A 16,992-nucleotide genomic window follows, 5' to 3' on the forward strand; every position below is an offset into this window, starting at 1 on the left:
CATTGACCTGATTTTTAAACGTTTTCCGGTCGTGGGCAGGTTCGCACCGTCAACGGATGGGTAATGATTAGTATCTACAAATACTTTTCCACACCACGACTCGTGCACACTCATCCTCCATCCCTCTCCCGTGCCGGAGCGTGTCATCGCAGACGTTTGTCACACCTTAGAGGAGGGGACCAGCATGCAACACACCAACCGACGTTTCATCGCACTTATCACTTTCATCCTCGTATTGATTGGCATGTGGGCACCGCATGGAAGTTACGCGAACACGCCGATGACATCAACGTCAGTTTATGCACTAATTGATTTGAGCACTGAAGAAATTGAAGCATATGATGACGCGAGCCTGATTTATGGGGATGTCACATATTACGGGGCACGTGAGACATCAACGATTTGGCGGTTCATGATTGACGCGACAGAAGTCGATTTGACGACAATCGATCAAGTCACCTTGTATGACAAAGCCGGTGTCCCTTATTCATTTCCGGGCGCTGTCTATGCATTCCAGATCGAGGAGCTGGCAGGCGAGTCAAGCGAATCGGGCGATGATGGGACAGAGACAGTTCCGGACATCGACACACCCGTCGAGCCTCCGCTCGTTGAACCGGAGCCATCACCAGAGGAACCTGTCACAGAAGAAGTGACCGCCCCCTCCGCTACCCCAGCAGTTGCTATCGACCAATTGATACTCGGTGCCGACGGGCCGATCGAGCGTGTGTTAGGCGGAGATTTGGTGACGTATCGGCTCGTCATCGATGTGACGGGTACTCCGATTGAGAACTTGTCTGTATCAAACACAGTCCCGGAAGCGTTGACCGTCGTCGCGGACTCGGTTGAAGTGCTCGGTCCGGAAGGCTCAGTCGCTCCGACGACCGTGAGCGGACCGCCTGCCTTCTACTGGACGTTCCCGACGATACCGGTCGGGACGACGACGATTCAATTTGACACGTTCGCACCAGACGTGATGAGCGAGACCGTCGTGACGAACACGTTCTGTATCGGCGTCGAAGACGAGATTGTCCCGTCAGCCTGTACGGAGGCGACCGTCACGGTCGTACCGAACGAATCGATTGGCCTTGAGGTCGGGAAAGAGGCAAATATTGACCAAGCCGTCGTCGGTGGGGTGATTCCATATACGTTCGTCATCGAGAACACAGGTGAGACGGCGCTCACAATTACCACCATCGCAGATGAGTTCTTTAGCGGCGACATCGACGCCCAGGCAGTCGAAGTGTTCAATGCCAACGTGCGGGAGCAGTTGATGGCGCTCATCGGGGAGAACGGCCTCGCGGCAGGTGAACGCGTCGAGGCGACGGTCAACTTAATGATCCCGAGCGACTATGACCGGACGAACGCCCCTGAAATCGGGAACGTGTTCCGGGTCGCGGCGACCGATTCCTATGGACGGGTCATCGACGCCGAGAGCCAACAGATCGTCTTGTTGAACCAAGCCGATTTCATGGTCACGAAAGTGGCGAGCCCAGGGACGGTGCACCCGGGCGAGGCGATTCGCTATACGTATACAATCACGAACACGTCGAACGTCACCTTGTACTTTGTCGATGTCATCGATGAATGGACGAGCGGAGCGTTGACGACAGAGGAACAACGCGAGACGACCGAGACACTCCGAGACGGCATACGAGCCCTAGCCGAAGTCGAGAACGGACTCATCCCTGGTGAAGAAATCGTGCTGGAAATGGAAAAAGTGCTGTTGCCATCCTATGACGTGCGTGCCGGGGCGGTGTTGACGAACCGGACGACATTCACATTCGAGGTCAATCGTGAAGCGCGGGTTTCCCGAACGGCTGAGGCGACCGTGCACGTGAAACAACTAATTCCAGAACGAGAAGATGATGCGATTTACGTCCCTGAACCGACGACCCCGGTGACACCGGATCAAGCGACGTTACCGATGACAGGTTCGGCGGGAACGTGGGGGACGGTCATTGGTCTCGTCTTAATCGTGTTCGGCCTCATGTTTTTGATTCATCGGCGCCGGCCATCTACAAGAGTATGACCATAGGCACTCTTCGACATAAGTTGAAGGGTGCTTTTTGTGAATCGTGACTGATTCCGCTTCGACACTTTTTTCAACGGATGATTTTGTTATAATGGACGAAGTGTAATGAATCGAATCATCAAAGGAGTTCAGACATAGATGAAATGGAAACAATTGATTATCCCAACGCTCGCTGCGACCGTTTTTCTCGGCGGGTGTTCTATGAAAATCCCGATGGGGGAAGAGGCGGTGACGCCGACGGGCGAAGAGACGATGGGTGAAGGCGTCACCCAAGCGATCGAAGCGCGCGATTCATATTATCAAATGGTGATTCCGTTTAAACCAGCGGCTGCCCGAGGATTGGCCCAGCGCCAAGTGAGCTCATCGCTTGAACTTGAAGAAGTCGAGCTCGGACTCATGCGTCATTCGACCGGCGCATTCAAACCGGAAAACTATGCGTATCAAGAAGGGCAACTATTGACGAGCGAGGACGTCTCACGTCTGCTCGGCCGTAAGGGTGAGTCAGGAGAAGGCCTCGTTCCGCTCAACCCAGCGTACGCCAACGGTAAGGCTGAAGTGGCTGAAGACCAGTTCGTCGAGGCGAATAAAAAGTCGCCGCTTTATTTGGCGTCGCTCGTCGAACAGAACTACATGACGAAAACAGATGGTGGCTATCAACTCGGTGGCGTCTCGTTTGCTTTGATTTTGAACCGGGAGTACGTCTTCCAAGCGCCGAACTTCGGTCCGACGTATACGGAGAAACTTGACGAGAAGAAAGTCATCGCTGAAGGAGAGCGCATGGCGAATGAACTCGTCGCCCAATTGCGCAAACGTGAGGACTTCAAAGACCTCGACATTAACGTCGCCCTGTATATGAAAGCGTCGCAAGGGTCACCGACACCGGGGAACTATGTCAAATCGGCATTCGTCGGCACGGCTGGAAAGGTGACGGCGAGTGATTGGAAAGACGTCGATGAGACGTATTATTACTTCCCGTCCGCTAAGGCGACGACGGAAGTGCGCGATGATGCTCAAAAGTTCTCTCTCTTCAGCGACCGAATCGCTGATGTGTTCCCTGATTTCAGCGGGATGATTGGGAAAGGGTTTTACCAGAACGGAGAATTGTCACGCATCGAGATCGACATTCCAATCCAGTTCTATAGCCGGGCCGAACTCGTCGGGTTCACTCAGCACGTTGTCGGACTGCTCGAGAACCGATGGGAGTACAACCGGAACGTACCGGTCCGGATTAACGTCACCTCGCTCGGTGGCGAACAAGAAGTGACGATCGTATTCGAAGAAAGTATGGATAGTCCAAAAGTATATTTCTAACCGATTAGAAGGCATCGTGATGAAACGAATGCCTTCTTTTTTTCGTATGACAAATAACGAGGAAAATCTTTGACCTTATTTGACCAAATCGGTAGAATAGACTTAACAGAATCGGGAAAGGGATAGGTGAGGTGAAACGAGATGGCAAAAAACTACTATGACGTCCTTGGTGTGCCGAAACAGGCGTCCGACCAAGACATTAAACGAGCGTATCGTAAGTTAGCGAAACAATACCATCCGGACGTGAACAAAGACCCGGGTGCCCAAGACAAGTTTAAGGCAATCCAAGAGGCGTTCGACGTGTTGAGCGATCCTGATAAGAAAGCGAATTACGACCGTTACGGAAGTCCAGAAGGACCGTCGTTCGGTGGAGGATACAGCAGTGACGGGTACGGGGAAGGGTCGGCCCAGTTTGAGGACTTGTTCCGTCAATTCGGCGGCGGGTCTCGGACGACGTCACGGACGTTCGGTTTTGAGGACATGTTCGGCAGCTTCTTTGACCAGGCGGTCGAGGAAGACCTTGATGAGACGGTCCGGGTCAACGTCCCGCTCGGTCAGTTGACGAGTGATGCCAAAGTGAGCTTGCGTCTGCAGACGGGGACGGTCAACGTTAAAATCCCGCAAGGCGCCCACGAGGGACAAAAGTTGCGACTCAAAGGCAAGAGCAGTAAAGTCGGACAGGCGGGCGACCGAGGCGACGTGTACGTCGAGCTCCATTTTACCGACGACGACACGTACCGGCGTGAAGGAGCGAACGTCATCACCGTCAAACGGTTGCGTCCACTCGCTTTCCTCGACGGCACGGAAGTCGTCGTGGCGACACTCGATGGCGGCCGGGTCAAATTGAAAGTCAAACCAGGGTCACGCCCTGGTCAACGGATGCGTATCCCGGGGCGTGGATTCATGACCGCCTCGAAAGTCCGGTCGGATTTATTCGTCCAACTCGAAGTCGATTTGCCGCTAGACGCCGCCCACCGATCTGTTTACGAACAACTCGAACGCTGAGCCTAAGGAGGAAGCAGAATGGATTTCAATCGATTTACCGATAAAGCACATGAAGGCATCGTCAGCTCACAGGCGCTTGCGAAACAGTACCACCATAGCGAGATGAATGAATGGCACGTTTTGGCATCGATGATCTCACAAACGGACGGCATCGTGCCGCTCTTACTGCAAAAAATGGAACTGAGCGTCGCCGACATCGAGGCAGAGGTCGCGATGGCGCTCAAAAACGCACCGAAACTTCAAACGCCGACGACGCCGATGATATCGGCCTCGCTGTTGAACGTGTTGACGACGGCGGAACGTGAAGCGACAGGGATGAGTGATGAATACGTCTCGGTCGAGCACATCCTGCTCGGAATCATCATGAACAAGAGCCAAGCCCAAAACATGCTCGAGCGCAAAGGTGTGACCGAAGAGAGATTGCGTGAGGCACTCGTCGCCGTCCGGGGCAATCGACGGATCACATCGAAATCACCGGAAGCGACGTATGACGTCTTGACGAAGTACGGACGCGACTTGATCCAAGAAGTGAAGACCGGAAAAATCGATCCCGTCATCGGGCGCGATAGCGAAATTCGGCGTGTCATCCGCATCTTGAGCCGGAAGACGAAAAACAACCCGGTCTTGATCGGGGAGCCGGGTGTCGGGAAGACGGCGATCGTCGAAGGGCTCGCCCAGCGCATCGTCCGCGGCGACGTGCCGGAGAGCTTGAAAGACAAGACGATTTTCAGTCTCGATATGAGTTCGCTCGTCGCCGGGGCCAAATATCGCGGCGAGTTCGAAGAACGGCTCCAAGCCGTCTTGAACGAAGTGAAAGAGGCAGAAGGGAAAATCATCCTCTTCATCGATGAACTTCACACGATCGTCGGAGCCGGTAAGTCAGAAGGGGCGATGGACGCCGGGAACATGCTCAAACCGATGCTCGCCCGTGGTGAACTCCACTGTATCGGTGCGACGACACTCGATGAATATCGCCAATATATCGAGAAGGACCCGGCGCTCGAGCGCCGCTTCCAACAAGTGCTCGTCGACGAACCGGACGTCGAGGACACGGTGTCGATCTTACGTGGCTTGAAAGAGCGCTTCGAGATTCATCACGGGGTGCGGATTCACGACAACGCGCTCGTCGCAGCGGCCGTGTTATCGAACCGCTATATCACGGACCGGTTCATGCCGGACAAGGCGATCGACCTCGTCGACGAATCGTGCGCGATGATTCGGACGGAGATGGAATCGATGCCAGCCGAGCTTGATGAACTCGTGCGTCGCGTCATGCAACTCGAAATCGAAGAGGCGGCCCTGAAGAAAGAGAGCGATGACGCCTCGAAGAAACGACTCGATGCGCTCCAGCAAGAACTCGCCTCGATCCGTGAACAGTCGGACGCGCTCCGACTCCGCTGGGAAAACGAGAAAGAGTCGACCCATCGTGTCCAACATATTCGTGGAGATTTAGAAAAAGTAAAACTTGAACTGCAAGAAGCCGAGAGCCGTTACGATTTGAACCGGGCCTCCGAGCTCAAATATGGCCGCATCCCGGAACTCGAGCGCGAGCTTGCAGAAGCAGAGCGGCTTGCTGGTTCGGTGACACGTGAACTCGTCCGGGAAGAAGTGACCGAGGAAGAAATCGCCGAGGTCGTCTCGAAATGGACGGGCATCCCTGTGACGAAATTGACCGAAGGCGAGCGCGATAAGTTGCTCAACCTCGAGACGGTACTCCATCAACGCGTCTTCGGACAAGACGATGCGATTCGGCTCGTCAGTGACGCCGTCATCCGAGCTCGGGCCGGCATCAAAGATCCGAACCGTCCGATTGGTTCGTTCTTGTTCCTCGGACCGACCGGGGTCGGGAAGACTGAGCTCGGGAAAGCGCTCGCCGAAGCGATGTTCGACTCGGAGGACCATATCGTTCGCCTCGACATGAGCGAGTATATGGAGAAACATGCCGTGTCGCGTCTCGTCGGGGCACCTCCAGGATATATCGGCTACGAAGAGGGTGGTCAATTAACGGAAGCGGTCCGCCGCAACCCATACTCGGTGCTCTTGCTCGATGAGGTCGAGAAAGCGCACGCCGATGTGTTCAACATTTTGTTACAACTCCTTGATGATGGACGCTTGACCGACTCGCACGGGCGTGTCGTCGATTTCAAAAACACGATCGTCATCATGACGTCGAACATCGGGGCCGACATCTTGCTCGAAGCGGCGAAAGATGGTGTCATCGATGAGGCGGAAGAACGCCAAGTCATCGAGCGGCTCCGCCGCCACTTCCGTCCCGAGTTTTTGAACCGGGTCGATGAGACGATTTTGTTCCATCCGCTCACGCGGGCTCAAATCGGCCAAATCGTCGAAAAAGCGGTCGCGCGCATGGGCAGTCGCTTGACGGCGCGTTCGATTCAAATCGAAATCACGGATGCCGCGAAGGCGTTCATCGCCGATGAGGCGTACGAGCCACAGTTCGGGGCCCGTCCGATCAACCGGTACGTACAACGGACGATTGAGACGAAACTCGCCCGTAGCATTCTCGCGGGAGACATCGAGGACGGCCAGACGGTCGTCATCGACGTCGAGAACGACAAGTTGACGCTTCGTCCCGCGACGGTCACTCACTGAATCACGAAAGAGCGCTGGCTGACGCCGGCGCTCTTTGTTTATGCAATCGGTTCGGGTTGATAGACGCAGTACGGTTCCTCGGCCTTATAGTCGCCGGTGACGGCATAAGCGCGGGCCCGTGAGCCTCCGCAGACGTAGCGATATTCACAGTAGCCGCATTTCCCGTGGTGTGTATCAGGGTCACGCAGCGACTTGAAGACCGGGTGGTGCCGGTAAATCTCAGCGAGCGGTGTCTCTTTCACGTTGCCGCATGTGATCGGCAAAAAACCGGACGGCTGGACGTCACCCGTATGTGAGATGAACACGAAGCCGTTCCCGTCGTTCGTGCCGCGGGGCGCCTTGGCGAGGTCGTCATGTGGATGGCCGATGGGCGGCAATCCAACTTGTTTTCGTTTCAAATTTTCTTGCCGGGCGATGCGCCGATAAAACTGGGCCTCGGTCGTCGAGATGATGAACGGGACATGCTCTTGCAACGCGAACGCCCAGCGGAGTACATCTTCATGCCGTTCTGGCGAGATCGGTTGGAGGAGTGACCCGCGGCCGGTCGGCACGAGGAAGAACAGCGTCCATACCGAGACGCCGAGTTCCCCGACGAGTTTGGCGATCTCCGGGAGCTGGTCGACGTTATACTCCGTGACCGTCGTATTGATTTGGAATGACATCCCTTCTTCTCGGAAGTAAGAGATGCCGCGCAGCGTCCGTTCGAAACTGCCACGCGTACCCCGGAAATAGTCGTGCGATTTGGCGTCAGGACCGTCGAGTGAAAACGCCCAGCGCGTCAAGCCGGCGTCTTTCGCCCGTTTGACGGCGTCATGGGTCACGCGAGGTGTCGCCGACGGGGTCATCGACACACGCATGCCGAGCGAAGCGGCATATTCGGTCAGTTCGAACAAGTCCTCACGCATGAGCGGGTCGCCCCCGGTGAAGACGAGAATTGGATTATTCATTGCGCGGATGTCTCGGATGAGTGCTTTGCCTTGTTCGGTATCGAGTTCACCCGGATACCGATGGAACTGGGCCTCGGCCCGGCAATGGACGCATGACAGCGCACAGGCACGTGTTACTTCCCAGATGACGATGAACGGGTTCTCGTTGTAGTCGACTCGTTTCATACGGACACCGCCTGTCTCGCCATCACCCGGGCGACGGCTTGTTTGGCCGAGTCGACGCAGTCGGGTAGACCGACGCCATGCAAGATGGCCCCACACGCCTCGACGCCGTCGAGGGAGGACATCGTTTCCTCGAACGCGCGCACGTATTGTTTATGTCCGACCTCATATTGCGGCATCGTATCGATGTGCCGTTCGACTTTTGTGAAAATCGGGGTACCGACGTGTTGAATCTTCCGTAATTCACGGAGCGCAAAGTCGGCGATGGCCTCATCGGATTCCGCCAACAAGTCGGGAACAAACTCGGAGCCGATATAGACGCGTAACAGTGCCTTATGCTTTGGTGCCATGTGGGGCCATTTTTTATGCATCCAACTGCAGGCCGTCAAGGCGTTCCCTTCCGCTTTGGCGATGACGTATCCGGTCCCGTCGAGTGCCGCGACTTCTTTTTCATCGAACGCCGCGAGCACGGTGATGGAAGACGTCCGTTTTAACTCGGACAATGTTTCTGCTTCCGGAAGACCGAGGATCGGACCGAGCGCATTCGGCGAAGTGGCCAAAATGATGCCGTCGAACGACTCGGTCGTCCCGTCGGCGAGGGTGACTTCATGGGGCCGGACCGCCGCGACCTTCGTCTCTGTATAGAGGCGATCAATCGACGGGCGAAGCGCCTCGATGAGGACACCAAGACCTTGCCGAAGTGATAGAAACTTCCCGGCTTCACGTGGCTTGACGCCGGCTTGTACTGGCGGTGTCAATGCTTTCATACCGAGAATCAGGCTGCGTGTTTTTTGTTCAATCGTGATAAACTGAGGAAAAGTAGACTCGATGCTCATATCATCGAGTGTCCCGTTATAAATACCTGAGAGCAGCGGTTCGATCATCGCATCGACGACTTCTGATCCGAGCCGGGTCCGGAAGAATTTGTCGAGCGAGATGTCAGTTCCCGTATAGACGCGTGGCAACACCAGGTCCATCCCGGCCCGAAGCTTGCCGCGCCACGTGAACAAGTCGGTCTTGACCATCGGCCAGAACTTTGTCGGGATGCCCATGACCGATCCGTCCGGCATTTGACGAAGTTGATTCCGAACGTAAATATAGGATGTCCCCGTCATCGACCGGACGAGATCATCGTCAAGTCCGAGCTCGGTAATCAGTTCGGTCAATGTCGGTTTTCGGGCCATGTATCCGTCCGGTCCGCATTCTAAGACGAAGCCGTCTTGATAGACGGTCTTGATTTTTCCACCGATTCGGTCGCTCGCTTCGTACATGGTGACGTGCGCTCCGGCTTGTTTCGCGTAGTAGGCGGCGGCCATGCCTGTAATTCCTCCACCGATAATTGCAATGTTGTTCAATCCATTCACCCATTTCTTATATAGTGTTCTTCCTAACGGTACCGAGAATATGGACGTAGACATAGGATAAGTCTCACATGGTTCTAGACAAATTTGTCACGAATGGGAAGGGGAGGCCTATATGGTTTGGTTCAGCATAACGGCGACGGTCGTCGTGGTCGGGATTATCGCTTTCATCGCATCGATGAATCGGCACGGAGAGAAGCTCGAAGGGGATGAAGACAGCCCGTCGGTCCTTTGGGCCGATGAGGAATGGTATAAGCCTGAAAAAGAAGACGGGCCAGTTGATGGTTAACCGTCTTTGAATATGATAAGATGACCCGGTTGAAAACTATCGGACATGAGGTGATTGGATGAACGTATTGGAACAGCAGTTGGCGCATTTGGTCGACGAGTGTCGTCCGTACACAGCACAAGGGAAAGTCGCCGACTATATCCCTGAGCTTGCGCATGTACAGGATGATTTGCTCGGCGTGGCGATTTGTCTGCCTGATGGTTCATATATTTATGCGGGGGACGTCCATCATAAGTTCACAATCCAAAGTGTCTCAAAGGCGTTGACGCTCTGTTACGTCTTGATGGAATTTGGAGAGGATTACGTGTTCTCGAAAGTCGGGATGGAACCGACGGGCGACGCGTTCAACTCGATTGCGAAGCTTGAAGAGACAGTGCCGTCGAAGCCGCTCAATCCGATGATTAACGCGGGGGCGCTCGCGGTCACGAGCATGATTTTAGGGGACACGGCGGAACTGAAGATCTATCAGTTCCGTCAATTTTTGGCGATGCTGCTCGATGTTCCGGTCGAAGAGGTCACGTACAACGAAAAAGTCGCCCGCTCGGAATACGAGACGACCGACTTGAACCGGGCCTTGCTTTATTTCATGCGTCATCACGGGATTGTTGAAGGTGACGTTGATGAGATTATCGATGTGTATACGAAGCAGTGTGCCATCGAAATCGATTGTTTTGACTTGGCCCGCATCGGCCGGATCCTGTCCGGCAACGGGGAAGACCCGGTCACGGGCGAAGAGTTGATCCCGCGCCGCGTCGTCCGGATCGTCAAAGCGATCATGACGACGTGCGGCATGTACGATGCGTCGGGTGAATTTGCCGTCCGTGTCGGTCTCCCGGGAAAAAGCGGGGTGTCCGGGGCCATCCTTGCGACCGGTAAACACGAGCTCGGACTGAGCGACGTCGGCTTCGGGATTTTCGGTCCTGCCCTCGACTCGAAAGGAAACTCGATTGCAGGGATGAAGTTGCTTGAACTGCTCGTCGAACGCTACACGTCCCGTTAAAGCTGGATGGCGTCGACCGATTCGTCGAGCCGAGATTGTAGCTCATGCACGACTTGTTCGTAATCGTCGGTCAAGGCGGCGGGCGGTGTGAAATCGCTCCAACGCAACAACAGTTGATGCCGGTCATTCATATCGCCGAGTTCGGTCTGAAGCCGTTTCAGCTTTTGAATTTGTTCTTTTGAGGCTTTCACTTCGTAGTTCAACAAGTATTCGTTCAAATAACGTTCCCGTTTTACGGCGAGCCTGACTTTATGGAGTGTCTCGAGCCGGTCGGACATCTCCGTCGCCTCGTGATGTATCTCGATGCGTCGTTTGCGTTCACTTCTAGCCTTATCGAGAAATGACGCGGCGTCTTGCTTTTTAAAGGCGCGGAACAACTGTCCGCCGATGAAGCGACGAACTTGTTGGTCGAGGGAAGGGGTCATCTTTTCCGTGACGCGCGTATTTAAGGTCGTGCGGTCTCTGGCGCGGCTCGCTTCCACGTGGTCGGCGAAAGCCTGATCGAGCTCGGTTTCGACAGCGAGCCCTTCGAGAAGAACGTCCCCGTCACGTACCGCGCCGAGCGCCTCCATCAGTTGCTTCAATTGTCGATACGTGGAAGGTTTCGTGTCGTACAGTTGCATGAACGTCAATAGTTTCCGAAGGTGGACCCGCGCTTGGTGGATGTCTTCGCTGTTTTGGAACGTGAGCGCCTCGGTCATATAATGATTGAACGTATTCCACGTCTCCAAAAGCTCATATTTTAATTTTTCCGCATTCCGTTGATTCATTCTAATTTTTCCTTTCTGAAATGAGATGAGGTTGTCCATGTATCAAACACATTCACTTAACGAAAAAATTAAACTGTTCTTCACTATCTTCTTCCCGATTTTGGTGACTCAAGTGTCGTTTTACTTAATCAGCTTTTTTGATACGGTCATGTCAGGCCGCGCTGGTGCCATCGATTTGGCCGGTGTCGGTGTCGGGTCGAGTCTATGGATGCCCGTCTATACGGGATTGAGCGGGATTTTGCTCGCTGTCGCACCGATCGTCGCACAGGCGCTCGGAGCCCGTAACATCCAACAGATTCAACGGACACTGTATCAAGGTGTATACTTAGCGATTGGACTGAGCGTTGCGACGCTCGTCCTCGGCTTCTTTCTCGTCCCAAGTGCCGTTGACGGCATGGGGTTGAGCGAAGAAGGTAAACGAATTGCCAAAGGGTATTTGCTCGCACTCGGATTCGGTGTACTGCCGATGTTCTTGTTCAACGTGTTGCGCACGCTCATGGACTCGCTCGGCAAGACGCGGATCTCCATGCTGCTTATATTATTAGGGTTACCCATTAACGTCGGGTTAAACTACATCTTCATCTTTGGAAAACTTGGCGTCCCGGCGTACGGGGGTGTCGGGGCCGGGATTGCCTCAGCGATCACCTACTGGCTCCTCTTCTTTATGGCGTTCGCGTTCGTCCGGAACGGAAAACCGTTCCTCGAGTATCGCTTCCTGCGTTCAGTGGAACGTCTCATGTGGCCGAGACAAAAAGAGTTGCTCAAGCTCGGCACGCCGATCGGTCTCGCCATTTTTGCCGAAGTCAGCATCTTCGCGGCAGTGACATTGCTCCTTAGCGCCTACGGTGACAATATCGTCGCGGCCCACCAAGCGGCCATCAACTTCGCCTCGTTCGTCTATATGTTGCCATTGTCGGCATCGAGCGCGCTCACGATCGTCGTCGGGTACGAACTTGGCGCCGGGCGACTCAAGGACGCGGTACGCTATGCTAAAATCGGCATCGTGCTCTGTCTAGCCGTCTCGCTCTTCTCGGGCGGACTGTTGTTCTGGCAAAATGAGCGGGTTGCCGCAATCTATACGAACGACGCGGCTGTCGTGGAACTCGCGGCCCACTTCATGATCTTCGCAGTCTTTTTCCAACTGTCGGATGCGGTTGCCGCTCCGATTCAAGGGATTTTGCGTGGTTTCAAAGATGTCAACGTCACGCTCATCCTGTCGCTCATCGCTTATTGGGTAATCGGTCTCCCGCTCGGCTATGCGCTCGCCGAACAGTTCGGTTTCGGACCGGACGGCTACTGGATCGGCCTCATCGCAGGCTTAGCAGCCGGTGCCGTCTTGTTGGTCATGCGTCTCATTCATATCGTCAAACAATATGAGGGGAAGCCGCTCACAAACGACATTTCGTAATCACAAAAAGTTGACGTCACTGGCGTCAACTTTTCTTGTTTCAGGCATGACTAAGTCGGGCAAAGGATTGAGGGAATTTATGCTGTTTACAAATCTAAATTGGTCTATACAACTATACTGATTTTTGTTATGATGACGATGAAGCTACTTGAGGAAAGGTGGATGACCGACTATGGTGATCATCAACGCCCATATCGTTTCGGGGGACGAGACGTGGGAACGAGGATATATCCGGTTCGACGGAGCGACGATTGTGAACGTCGGTTCGATGGATGCGTATAGAGCAGAAAGTGAGACGGAGCTCGACGTGCGCGGGGCGCTCGTCACACCGGGCATGATCGACGTCCATATTCATGGAGGATACGATGTCGACACAATGGATGCAGATGAGGACCGATTGCGTCATCTCGCCAAGTCGATGCTCGCTGAAGGCGTGACATCGTTCTTTGCGACGACGATCACGCAGTCGCCCGAGGCAATCTCAAAGGCATTGCATGCGACTCGCGCCGTTATTGAAGCCGGTGATACATCGCTCGTCGGGATTCATTTAGAAGGACCGTTCGTCAACGTCGATAACGCGGGGGCGCAACCGGCAGAATATATTATCGACCCCGACGCGGAGCAGTTCCGGACATGGCAACAGGAGGCCGGCGGGCACATCCGTCTCGTCACGTATGCGCCGGAACGTCCAGGGGCACGTGAACTCGAACGAGCGATGCGTGAGACCGGTGCGATTGGGTCGACCGGACACACGAACGCCACGTTCGCCGAGAACAAGGAAGCGAACGTCAAACATGCGACGCACTTATACAATCAAATGCGAGGCCTTCATCATCGGGAACCGGGAACGGTCGGCTATTGTTTATTGGAGCGGGACGTCATGGTCGAAGTCATTCCGGACGGGATTCACAGCCTTCACGAGATGGTTGATTTCGCGTATCGCATGAAAGGGGCGGACGGTCTCGTCGTTATCACGGACGCAATGCGCGCCAAAGGCCTTCCGGACGGTCGCTATGAACTCGGTGGTCAACCGGTCATCGTTGCGGACGGGGCAGCCCGCCTTGAAGCCGGAAACTTGGCCGGTAGTGTTTTGACGATGGACGCGGCGTTTCGAAACGTGATCGCGTTCACGGGATGTACGGTGCAGGAAGCGGTGAAGATGACGTCTTCGAACCAAGCGCGTGAGTTCGGATTGACGAACAAAGGATCGATTGCGGCTGGCTTCGAAGCGGACCTCGTCATTTGGGACGATGCGCTATTGGTCACGACAACGATTCATCAAGGACGCGTCGCTTATTCGAAGGAGGATATGGAATGAACATACTAGTTGCAAAAACACCGACAGATGCAGAAGCCATCGCGTATACACTCATCACTGAACGATTGGCCGGGAAACGAGAGTTCGTGCTCGGTCTGGCGACGGGAAGCACGCCGGTCGGCATGTATCAGATGTTCAAACGTGACAAACTTGACTGCAGTCATGTGACGAGCGTCAATCTAGATGAATACATCGGACTCGCACCGAGTCATCCGCAAAGTTATCATCACTTCATGGAAGAACGCCTGTTCAATGACGTCCCGTTCAAAGAGAGCCATCTGCCTCGTGGTGACGCGGCCGATCCGGAAGCGGAAGCGGCACGATACGAACAGCTCGTCCGGTCGATTGGGGTCGATCTTCAATTGCTTGGCATCGGGGAAAATGGGCACATCGCCTTCAATGAACCGGGTACGGCACTCGATGCGAAGACACACGTGATTGAACTGACCGAGTCGACACGGGAAGCGAATCGTCGTTTCTTTGATACGATCGAGGAAGTACCGACACATGCCATCACGATGGGGCTCGATACGATCATGAACGCACGGGAGATTGTTCTCGTCGCGACAGGTGCCCGAAAAGCGGAAGCCGTGCATCACATGATCGAGAGCGTGCCGACGATTGATTGGCCAGCCTCGATCTTGCAGGCGCATCCAAGCGTCACCATTGTGCTCGATGCCGAAGCGGCTTCAGGCTGCGGTGACGTGTTACAGGCACGTGGCAGGGAAGCGGCCGACCGATTCTTTTCCATCCGAGCTTGACGACCTGGAGACAAACGTCTCCAGGTTTTTTTGTGGACGACTATGGGAAATTGTATGGAAATGGATTTGTCATCAAAACGTTTTCGACAAAAGTCGAGGATTCCTCTATAATAGGTGAAGCTCATATCAATCGACCGTGAAGGAGAAACTCATGAACTCAAGAACTCAGGCTCGTAGACGGCGTAAAGGCCCGTCTACGTTTTATAAGCTGTTCAGCGCCCTCGTACTGATCGCCGTCATCGTTGGCTCAAGCATGTATGGGACAGCGTTTTATAAAGCACATAACATGTTGTCCGGTACGCAAGTGACCCTTGAGGATGATCCGACTCTCGAACCGACGCGATTCGATAAAGAGGATACCGAGAGCTTCCTCGTGCTCGGGACGGACTTGTCCCCGCAGAAGAAAGCTCGTGGTGAATACGGTCGTTCAGACGTCATGATTGTCGTCATTTTGAACAAGAAGAACAAGCAGACGACGATGCTCAGCATCCCGCGTGATTCGTACGTCAACATCGATTACACGGGCTTCAACATCCCGTACGGCAAGACCGGACTCGATCAAGACAAGATCACGCATGCGTATTATTTCGGATCAATGGATGAATCGAACCCGAACAACGGGATGCGAGTAGCGACAAACACGATTGAAGACTTGGTCGGCATCGACATCGATCACGTCGTCTCGCTCAACTTCCAAGGGTTCGTCGACTTTATCGATGCCGTCGGCGGCGTCGAAATCGATGTCCCGTTCTCATCGGAACAGAAGAGTTATGACGCTTCCCGTGAAGTTGTCCAAGTCGAGGCAGGACTTCAACAGTTGTCAGGCGAAGAGGCGCTCGCTTACGTCCGAAACCGCTACGACGACCCTCGCGGCGACATCGGACGCGGACAGCGCCAAATGGAAGTGATTAACGCCGTCCTCGACCAAGCGCTCGGCACGTCGCTCATCAACAACTACGACAAAGTGTTGAAAGCGGTCGGAGACAACATGCAAACGACGCTCGGTCCGAACGACTATATGCGTTTAATTGAAGACGTCGGTGCCCTCAACAACACGATCCAATATCAGTTGACTGGTGAAGGTGCCCGCGGCAACGACGGTCATTTCTATTACTTCTTGAACGAGCCGTTGCTCGAAGAAGTCCGTTATCGTGTCCAACAGGCCGATGCGGGCAATGAAGTCGAGCCGATGACCGAAACAGAGCTCGAGACGTATATGTATGACCCATCTGGCATCACTTACGAAGCCCAATAAAAAATGGTTTGCCGTCCGCGGCAAACCATTTTTTACGTTCGATCCATCGAGACAGTGAACGAGTAAGCGTCACCGCGGAACAAGGACCGGCTATATTCAAACATGTCCCCATTTTCGAGATACGTCCGTTGGTCGATCAAAAGGACAGGGGCGTTCGGAGAAATCGTCAACAGCTTCGCTTCCTCCGGTCCCGCACTCCGCGCCTCGAGCGTCTGGGTCGCGTTCTTTAATCGAAGGCCAGACTGTTCGGCATATTCATAGATGGAGCCGACGGCAACCGTCTCGGTCAGTTCTGGCAACAAGGAGACCGGGATATATGCCGTCTCGAGGGCGAGCACTTGGTCGTCGGCGAGACGCAGGCGCCGCATCTCATAGACGGGGGTATCGAGGGACACGTTCAACTTTTGAGCGATTTTCGCCGGGGCCGAAATCGTCTGGAACGATAACAGACGACTGAACGGTCGCATGCCCCGATGTTTGATTTCTTCCGAGAAACTCGTCAATCCGGACAAGGCCATCGTGATTTTCTTGTTGGCGACGAATGTCCCTCGTCCTTTTTGCCGGCTTAAATAACCGGCGTTGACCAAGTTCGTGATCGCTTGGCGGACCGTCATCCGACTGACATTATAGCGCTCGGAAAACTCCCGTTCGGATGGAATCGATTCTCCGGGTTGAAGCTCGCCGACATCTATTTGTTGCTTTAAATAGGCTTCGATTTGATAATAAATAGGTAGCGGTGATTGTTTATCAATCTGTAACATGC

14 protein-coding genes are annotated in these 16,992 nt (G+C 54.3%); 10 read left to right on the plus strand and 4 right to left on the minus strand.

The window, feature by feature from the left end:
• The first annotated feature begins 184 nt into the window (after positions 1 to 184).
• The 4 genes from DPV68_RS13265 (at position 185) to clpB (ending at position 6,958) form a co-directional block, all read left to right on the plus strand.
• A complete protein-coding gene (locus DPV68_RS13265; protein WP_114167277.1) occupies positions 185 to 2,029 on the plus strand; it encodes an LPXTG cell wall anchor domain-containing protein in 1,845 nt (614 codons plus the stop codon).
• A gap of 141 nt (positions 2,030 to 2,170) precedes the next feature.
• Positions 2,171 to 3,343: a CamS family sex pheromone protein gene (locus DPV68_RS13270; RefSeq protein WP_114167278.1), complete on the plus strand. Its 1,173-nt coding sequence runs from the start codon at positions 2,171 to 2,173 to the stop codon at positions 3,341 to 3,343.
• Between the two features lie 141 nt (positions 3,344 to 3,484).
• Positions 3,485 to 4,348, plus strand: coding sequence for a DnaJ C-terminal domain-containing protein (locus tag DPV68_RS13275; protein WP_114167279.1), 864 nt, complete (start codon positions 3,485 to 3,487; stop codon positions 4,346 to 4,348).
• Positions 4,349 to 4,366: 18 nt separating this feature from the next.
• Positions 4,367 to 6,958 carry an ATP-dependent chaperone ClpB gene (clpB, locus tag DPV68_RS13280; RefSeq protein ID WP_114167280.1) on the plus strand — a complete coding sequence of 864 codons (2,592 nt, stop codon included), beginning with the start codon at positions 4,367 to 4,369 and terminating at the stop codon, positions 6,956 to 6,958.
• Positions 6,959 to 6,996: 38 nt separating this feature from the next.
• On the opposite strand, the gene DPV68_RS13285 is transcribed toward clpB, so the two are convergent.
• Together DPV68_RS13285 and hemG are read right to left on the minus strand one after the other, a co-directional pair.
• Positions 6,997 to 8,070 (minus strand): TIGR04053 family radical SAM/SPASM domain-containing protein, encoded by a 1,074-nt coding sequence (locus tag DPV68_RS13285; RefSeq protein WP_114167281.1) that lies wholly within the window; start codon positions 8,068 to 8,070, stop codon positions 6,997 to 6,999.
• Positions 8,067 to 9,485: a protoporphyrinogen oxidase gene (gene hemG, locus DPV68_RS13290; RefSeq protein WP_370447081.1), complete on the minus strand. Its 1,419-nt coding sequence runs from the start codon at positions 9,483 to 9,485 to the stop codon at positions 8,067 to 8,069. Before hemG ends, DPV68_RS13285 begins: the two co-directional genes overlap by 4 nt.
• 58 nt (positions 9,486 to 9,543) lie before the next feature.
• On the opposite strand from hemG, the gene DPV68_RS14990 reads away from it, so the two are divergent.
• A complete protein-coding gene (locus DPV68_RS14990; protein ID WP_198662320.1) occupies positions 9,544 to 9,717 on the plus strand; it encodes a hypothetical protein in 174 nt (57 codons plus the stop codon).
• 58 nt (positions 9,718 to 9,775) lie between these two features.
• Positions 9,776 to 10,717 carry a glutaminase A gene (glsA, locus tag DPV68_RS13295; RefSeq protein ID WP_114167283.1) on the plus strand — a complete coding sequence of 314 codons (942 nt, stop codon included), beginning with the start codon at positions 9,776 to 9,778 and terminating at the stop codon, positions 10,715 to 10,717.
• Here the strand turns inward: glsA and DPV68_RS13300 are convergent.
• On the minus strand, positions 10,714 to 11,487 hold the full coding sequence (locus DPV68_RS13300; RefSeq protein WP_114167284.1) for a CHAD domain-containing protein: 774 nt from the start codon (positions 11,485 to 11,487) through the stop codon (positions 10,714 to 10,716). The two genes, glsA and DPV68_RS13300, sit on opposite strands and share 4 nt — an antisense overlap.
• Before the next feature lie 37 nt (positions 11,488 to 11,524).
• Between DPV68_RS13300 and DPV68_RS13305 the strand changes: the two genes are divergently transcribed.
• The 4 genes from DPV68_RS13305 (at position 11,525) to DPV68_RS13320 (ending at position 16,229) form a co-directional block, all read left to right on the plus strand.
• Positions 11,525 to 12,895 (plus strand): MATE family efflux transporter, encoded by a 1,371-nt coding sequence (locus DPV68_RS13305; RefSeq protein ID WP_114167285.1) that lies wholly within the window; start codon positions 11,525 to 11,527, stop codon positions 12,893 to 12,895.
• A 172-nt stretch (positions 12,896 to 13,067) separates the two neighbouring features.
• A complete protein-coding gene (nagA, locus tag DPV68_RS13310) occupies positions 13,068 to 14,213 on the plus strand; it encodes an N-acetylglucosamine-6-phosphate deacetylase (protein WP_114167286.1) in 1,146 nt (381 codons plus the stop codon).
• Positions 14,210 to 14,974 (plus strand): glucosamine-6-phosphate deaminase, encoded by a 765-nt coding sequence (nagB, locus tag DPV68_RS13315; protein WP_114167287.1) that lies wholly within the window; start codon positions 14,210 to 14,212, stop codon positions 14,972 to 14,974. The genes nagA and nagB overlap by 4 nt, the downstream gene beginning before the upstream one ends.
• Positions 14,975 to 15,125: 151 nt before the next feature.
• A complete protein-coding gene (locus tag DPV68_RS13320) occupies positions 15,126 to 16,229 on the plus strand; it encodes an LCP family protein (protein WP_114167288.1) in 1,104 nt (367 codons plus the stop codon).
• A 32-nt stretch (positions 16,230 to 16,261) separates the two neighbouring features.
• Here the strand turns inward: DPV68_RS13320 and DPV68_RS13325 are convergent, their stop codons facing one another.
• Positions 16,262 to 16,990 carry a GntR family transcriptional regulator gene (locus tag DPV68_RS13325; protein WP_114167289.1) on the minus strand — a complete coding sequence of 243 codons (729 nt, stop codon included), beginning with the start codon at positions 16,988 to 16,990 and terminating at the stop codon, positions 16,262 to 16,264.
• Positions 16,991 to 16,992 lie beyond the last annotated feature (2 nt).

It is taken from the genome of Exiguobacterium sp. TNDT2 (genome assembly GCF_003331145.1).
In the GTDB taxonomy this organism is placed as follows: Bacteria; Bacillota; Bacilli; order Exiguobacteriales; family Exiguobacteriaceae; genus Exiguobacterium.

Coding starts and splice junctions, on each gene's coding strand:
- DPV68_RS13265 (WP_114167277.1), top strand. CDS start 185: ATGCAACACACCAACCGACGTTTCATCGCACTTATCACTTTCATCCTC.
- DPV68_RS13270 (WP_114167278.1), top strand. CDS start 2,171: ATGAAATGGAAACAATTGATTATCCCAACGCTCGCTGCGACCGTTTTT.
- DPV68_RS13275 (WP_114167279.1), top strand. CDS start 3,485: ATGGCAAAAAACTACTATGACGTCCTTGGTGTGCCGAAACAGGCGTCC.
- clpB (WP_114167280.1), top strand. CDS start 4,367: ATGGATTTCAATCGATTTACCGATAAAGCACATGAAGGCATCGTCAGC.
- DPV68_RS13285 (WP_114167281.1), bottom strand. CDS start 8,070: ATGAAACGAGTCGACTACAACGAGAACCCGTTCATCGTCATCTGGGAA.
- hemG (WP_370447081.1), bottom strand. CDS start 9,485: ATGTCTACGTCCATATTCTCGGTACCGTTAGGAAGAACACTATATAAG.
- DPV68_RS14990 (WP_198662320.1), top strand. CDS start 9,544: ATGGTTTGGTTCAGCATAACGGCGACGGTCGTCGTGGTCGGGATTATC.
- glsA (WP_114167283.1), top strand. CDS start 9,776: ATGAACGTATTGGAACAGCAGTTGGCGCATTTGGTCGACGAGTGTCGT.
- DPV68_RS13300 (WP_114167284.1), bottom strand. CDS start 11,487: ATGAATCAACGGAATGCGGAAAAATTAAAATATGAGCTTTTGGAGACG.
- DPV68_RS13305 (WP_114167285.1), top strand. CDS start 11,525: ATGTATCAAACACATTCACTTAACGAAAAAATTAAACTGTTCTTCACT.
- nagA (WP_114167286.1), top strand. CDS start 13,068: ATGGTGATCATCAACGCCCATATCGTTTCGGGGGACGAGACGTGGGAA.
- nagB (WP_114167287.1), top strand. CDS start 14,210: ATGAACATACTAGTTGCAAAAACACCGACAGATGCAGAAGCCATCGCG.
- DPV68_RS13320 (WP_114167288.1), top strand. CDS start 15,126: ATGAACTCAAGAACTCAGGCTCGTAGACGGCGTAAAGGCCCGTCTACG.
- DPV68_RS13325 (WP_114167289.1), bottom strand. CDS start 16,990: ATGTTACAGATTGATAAACAATCACCGCTACCTATTTATTATCAAATC.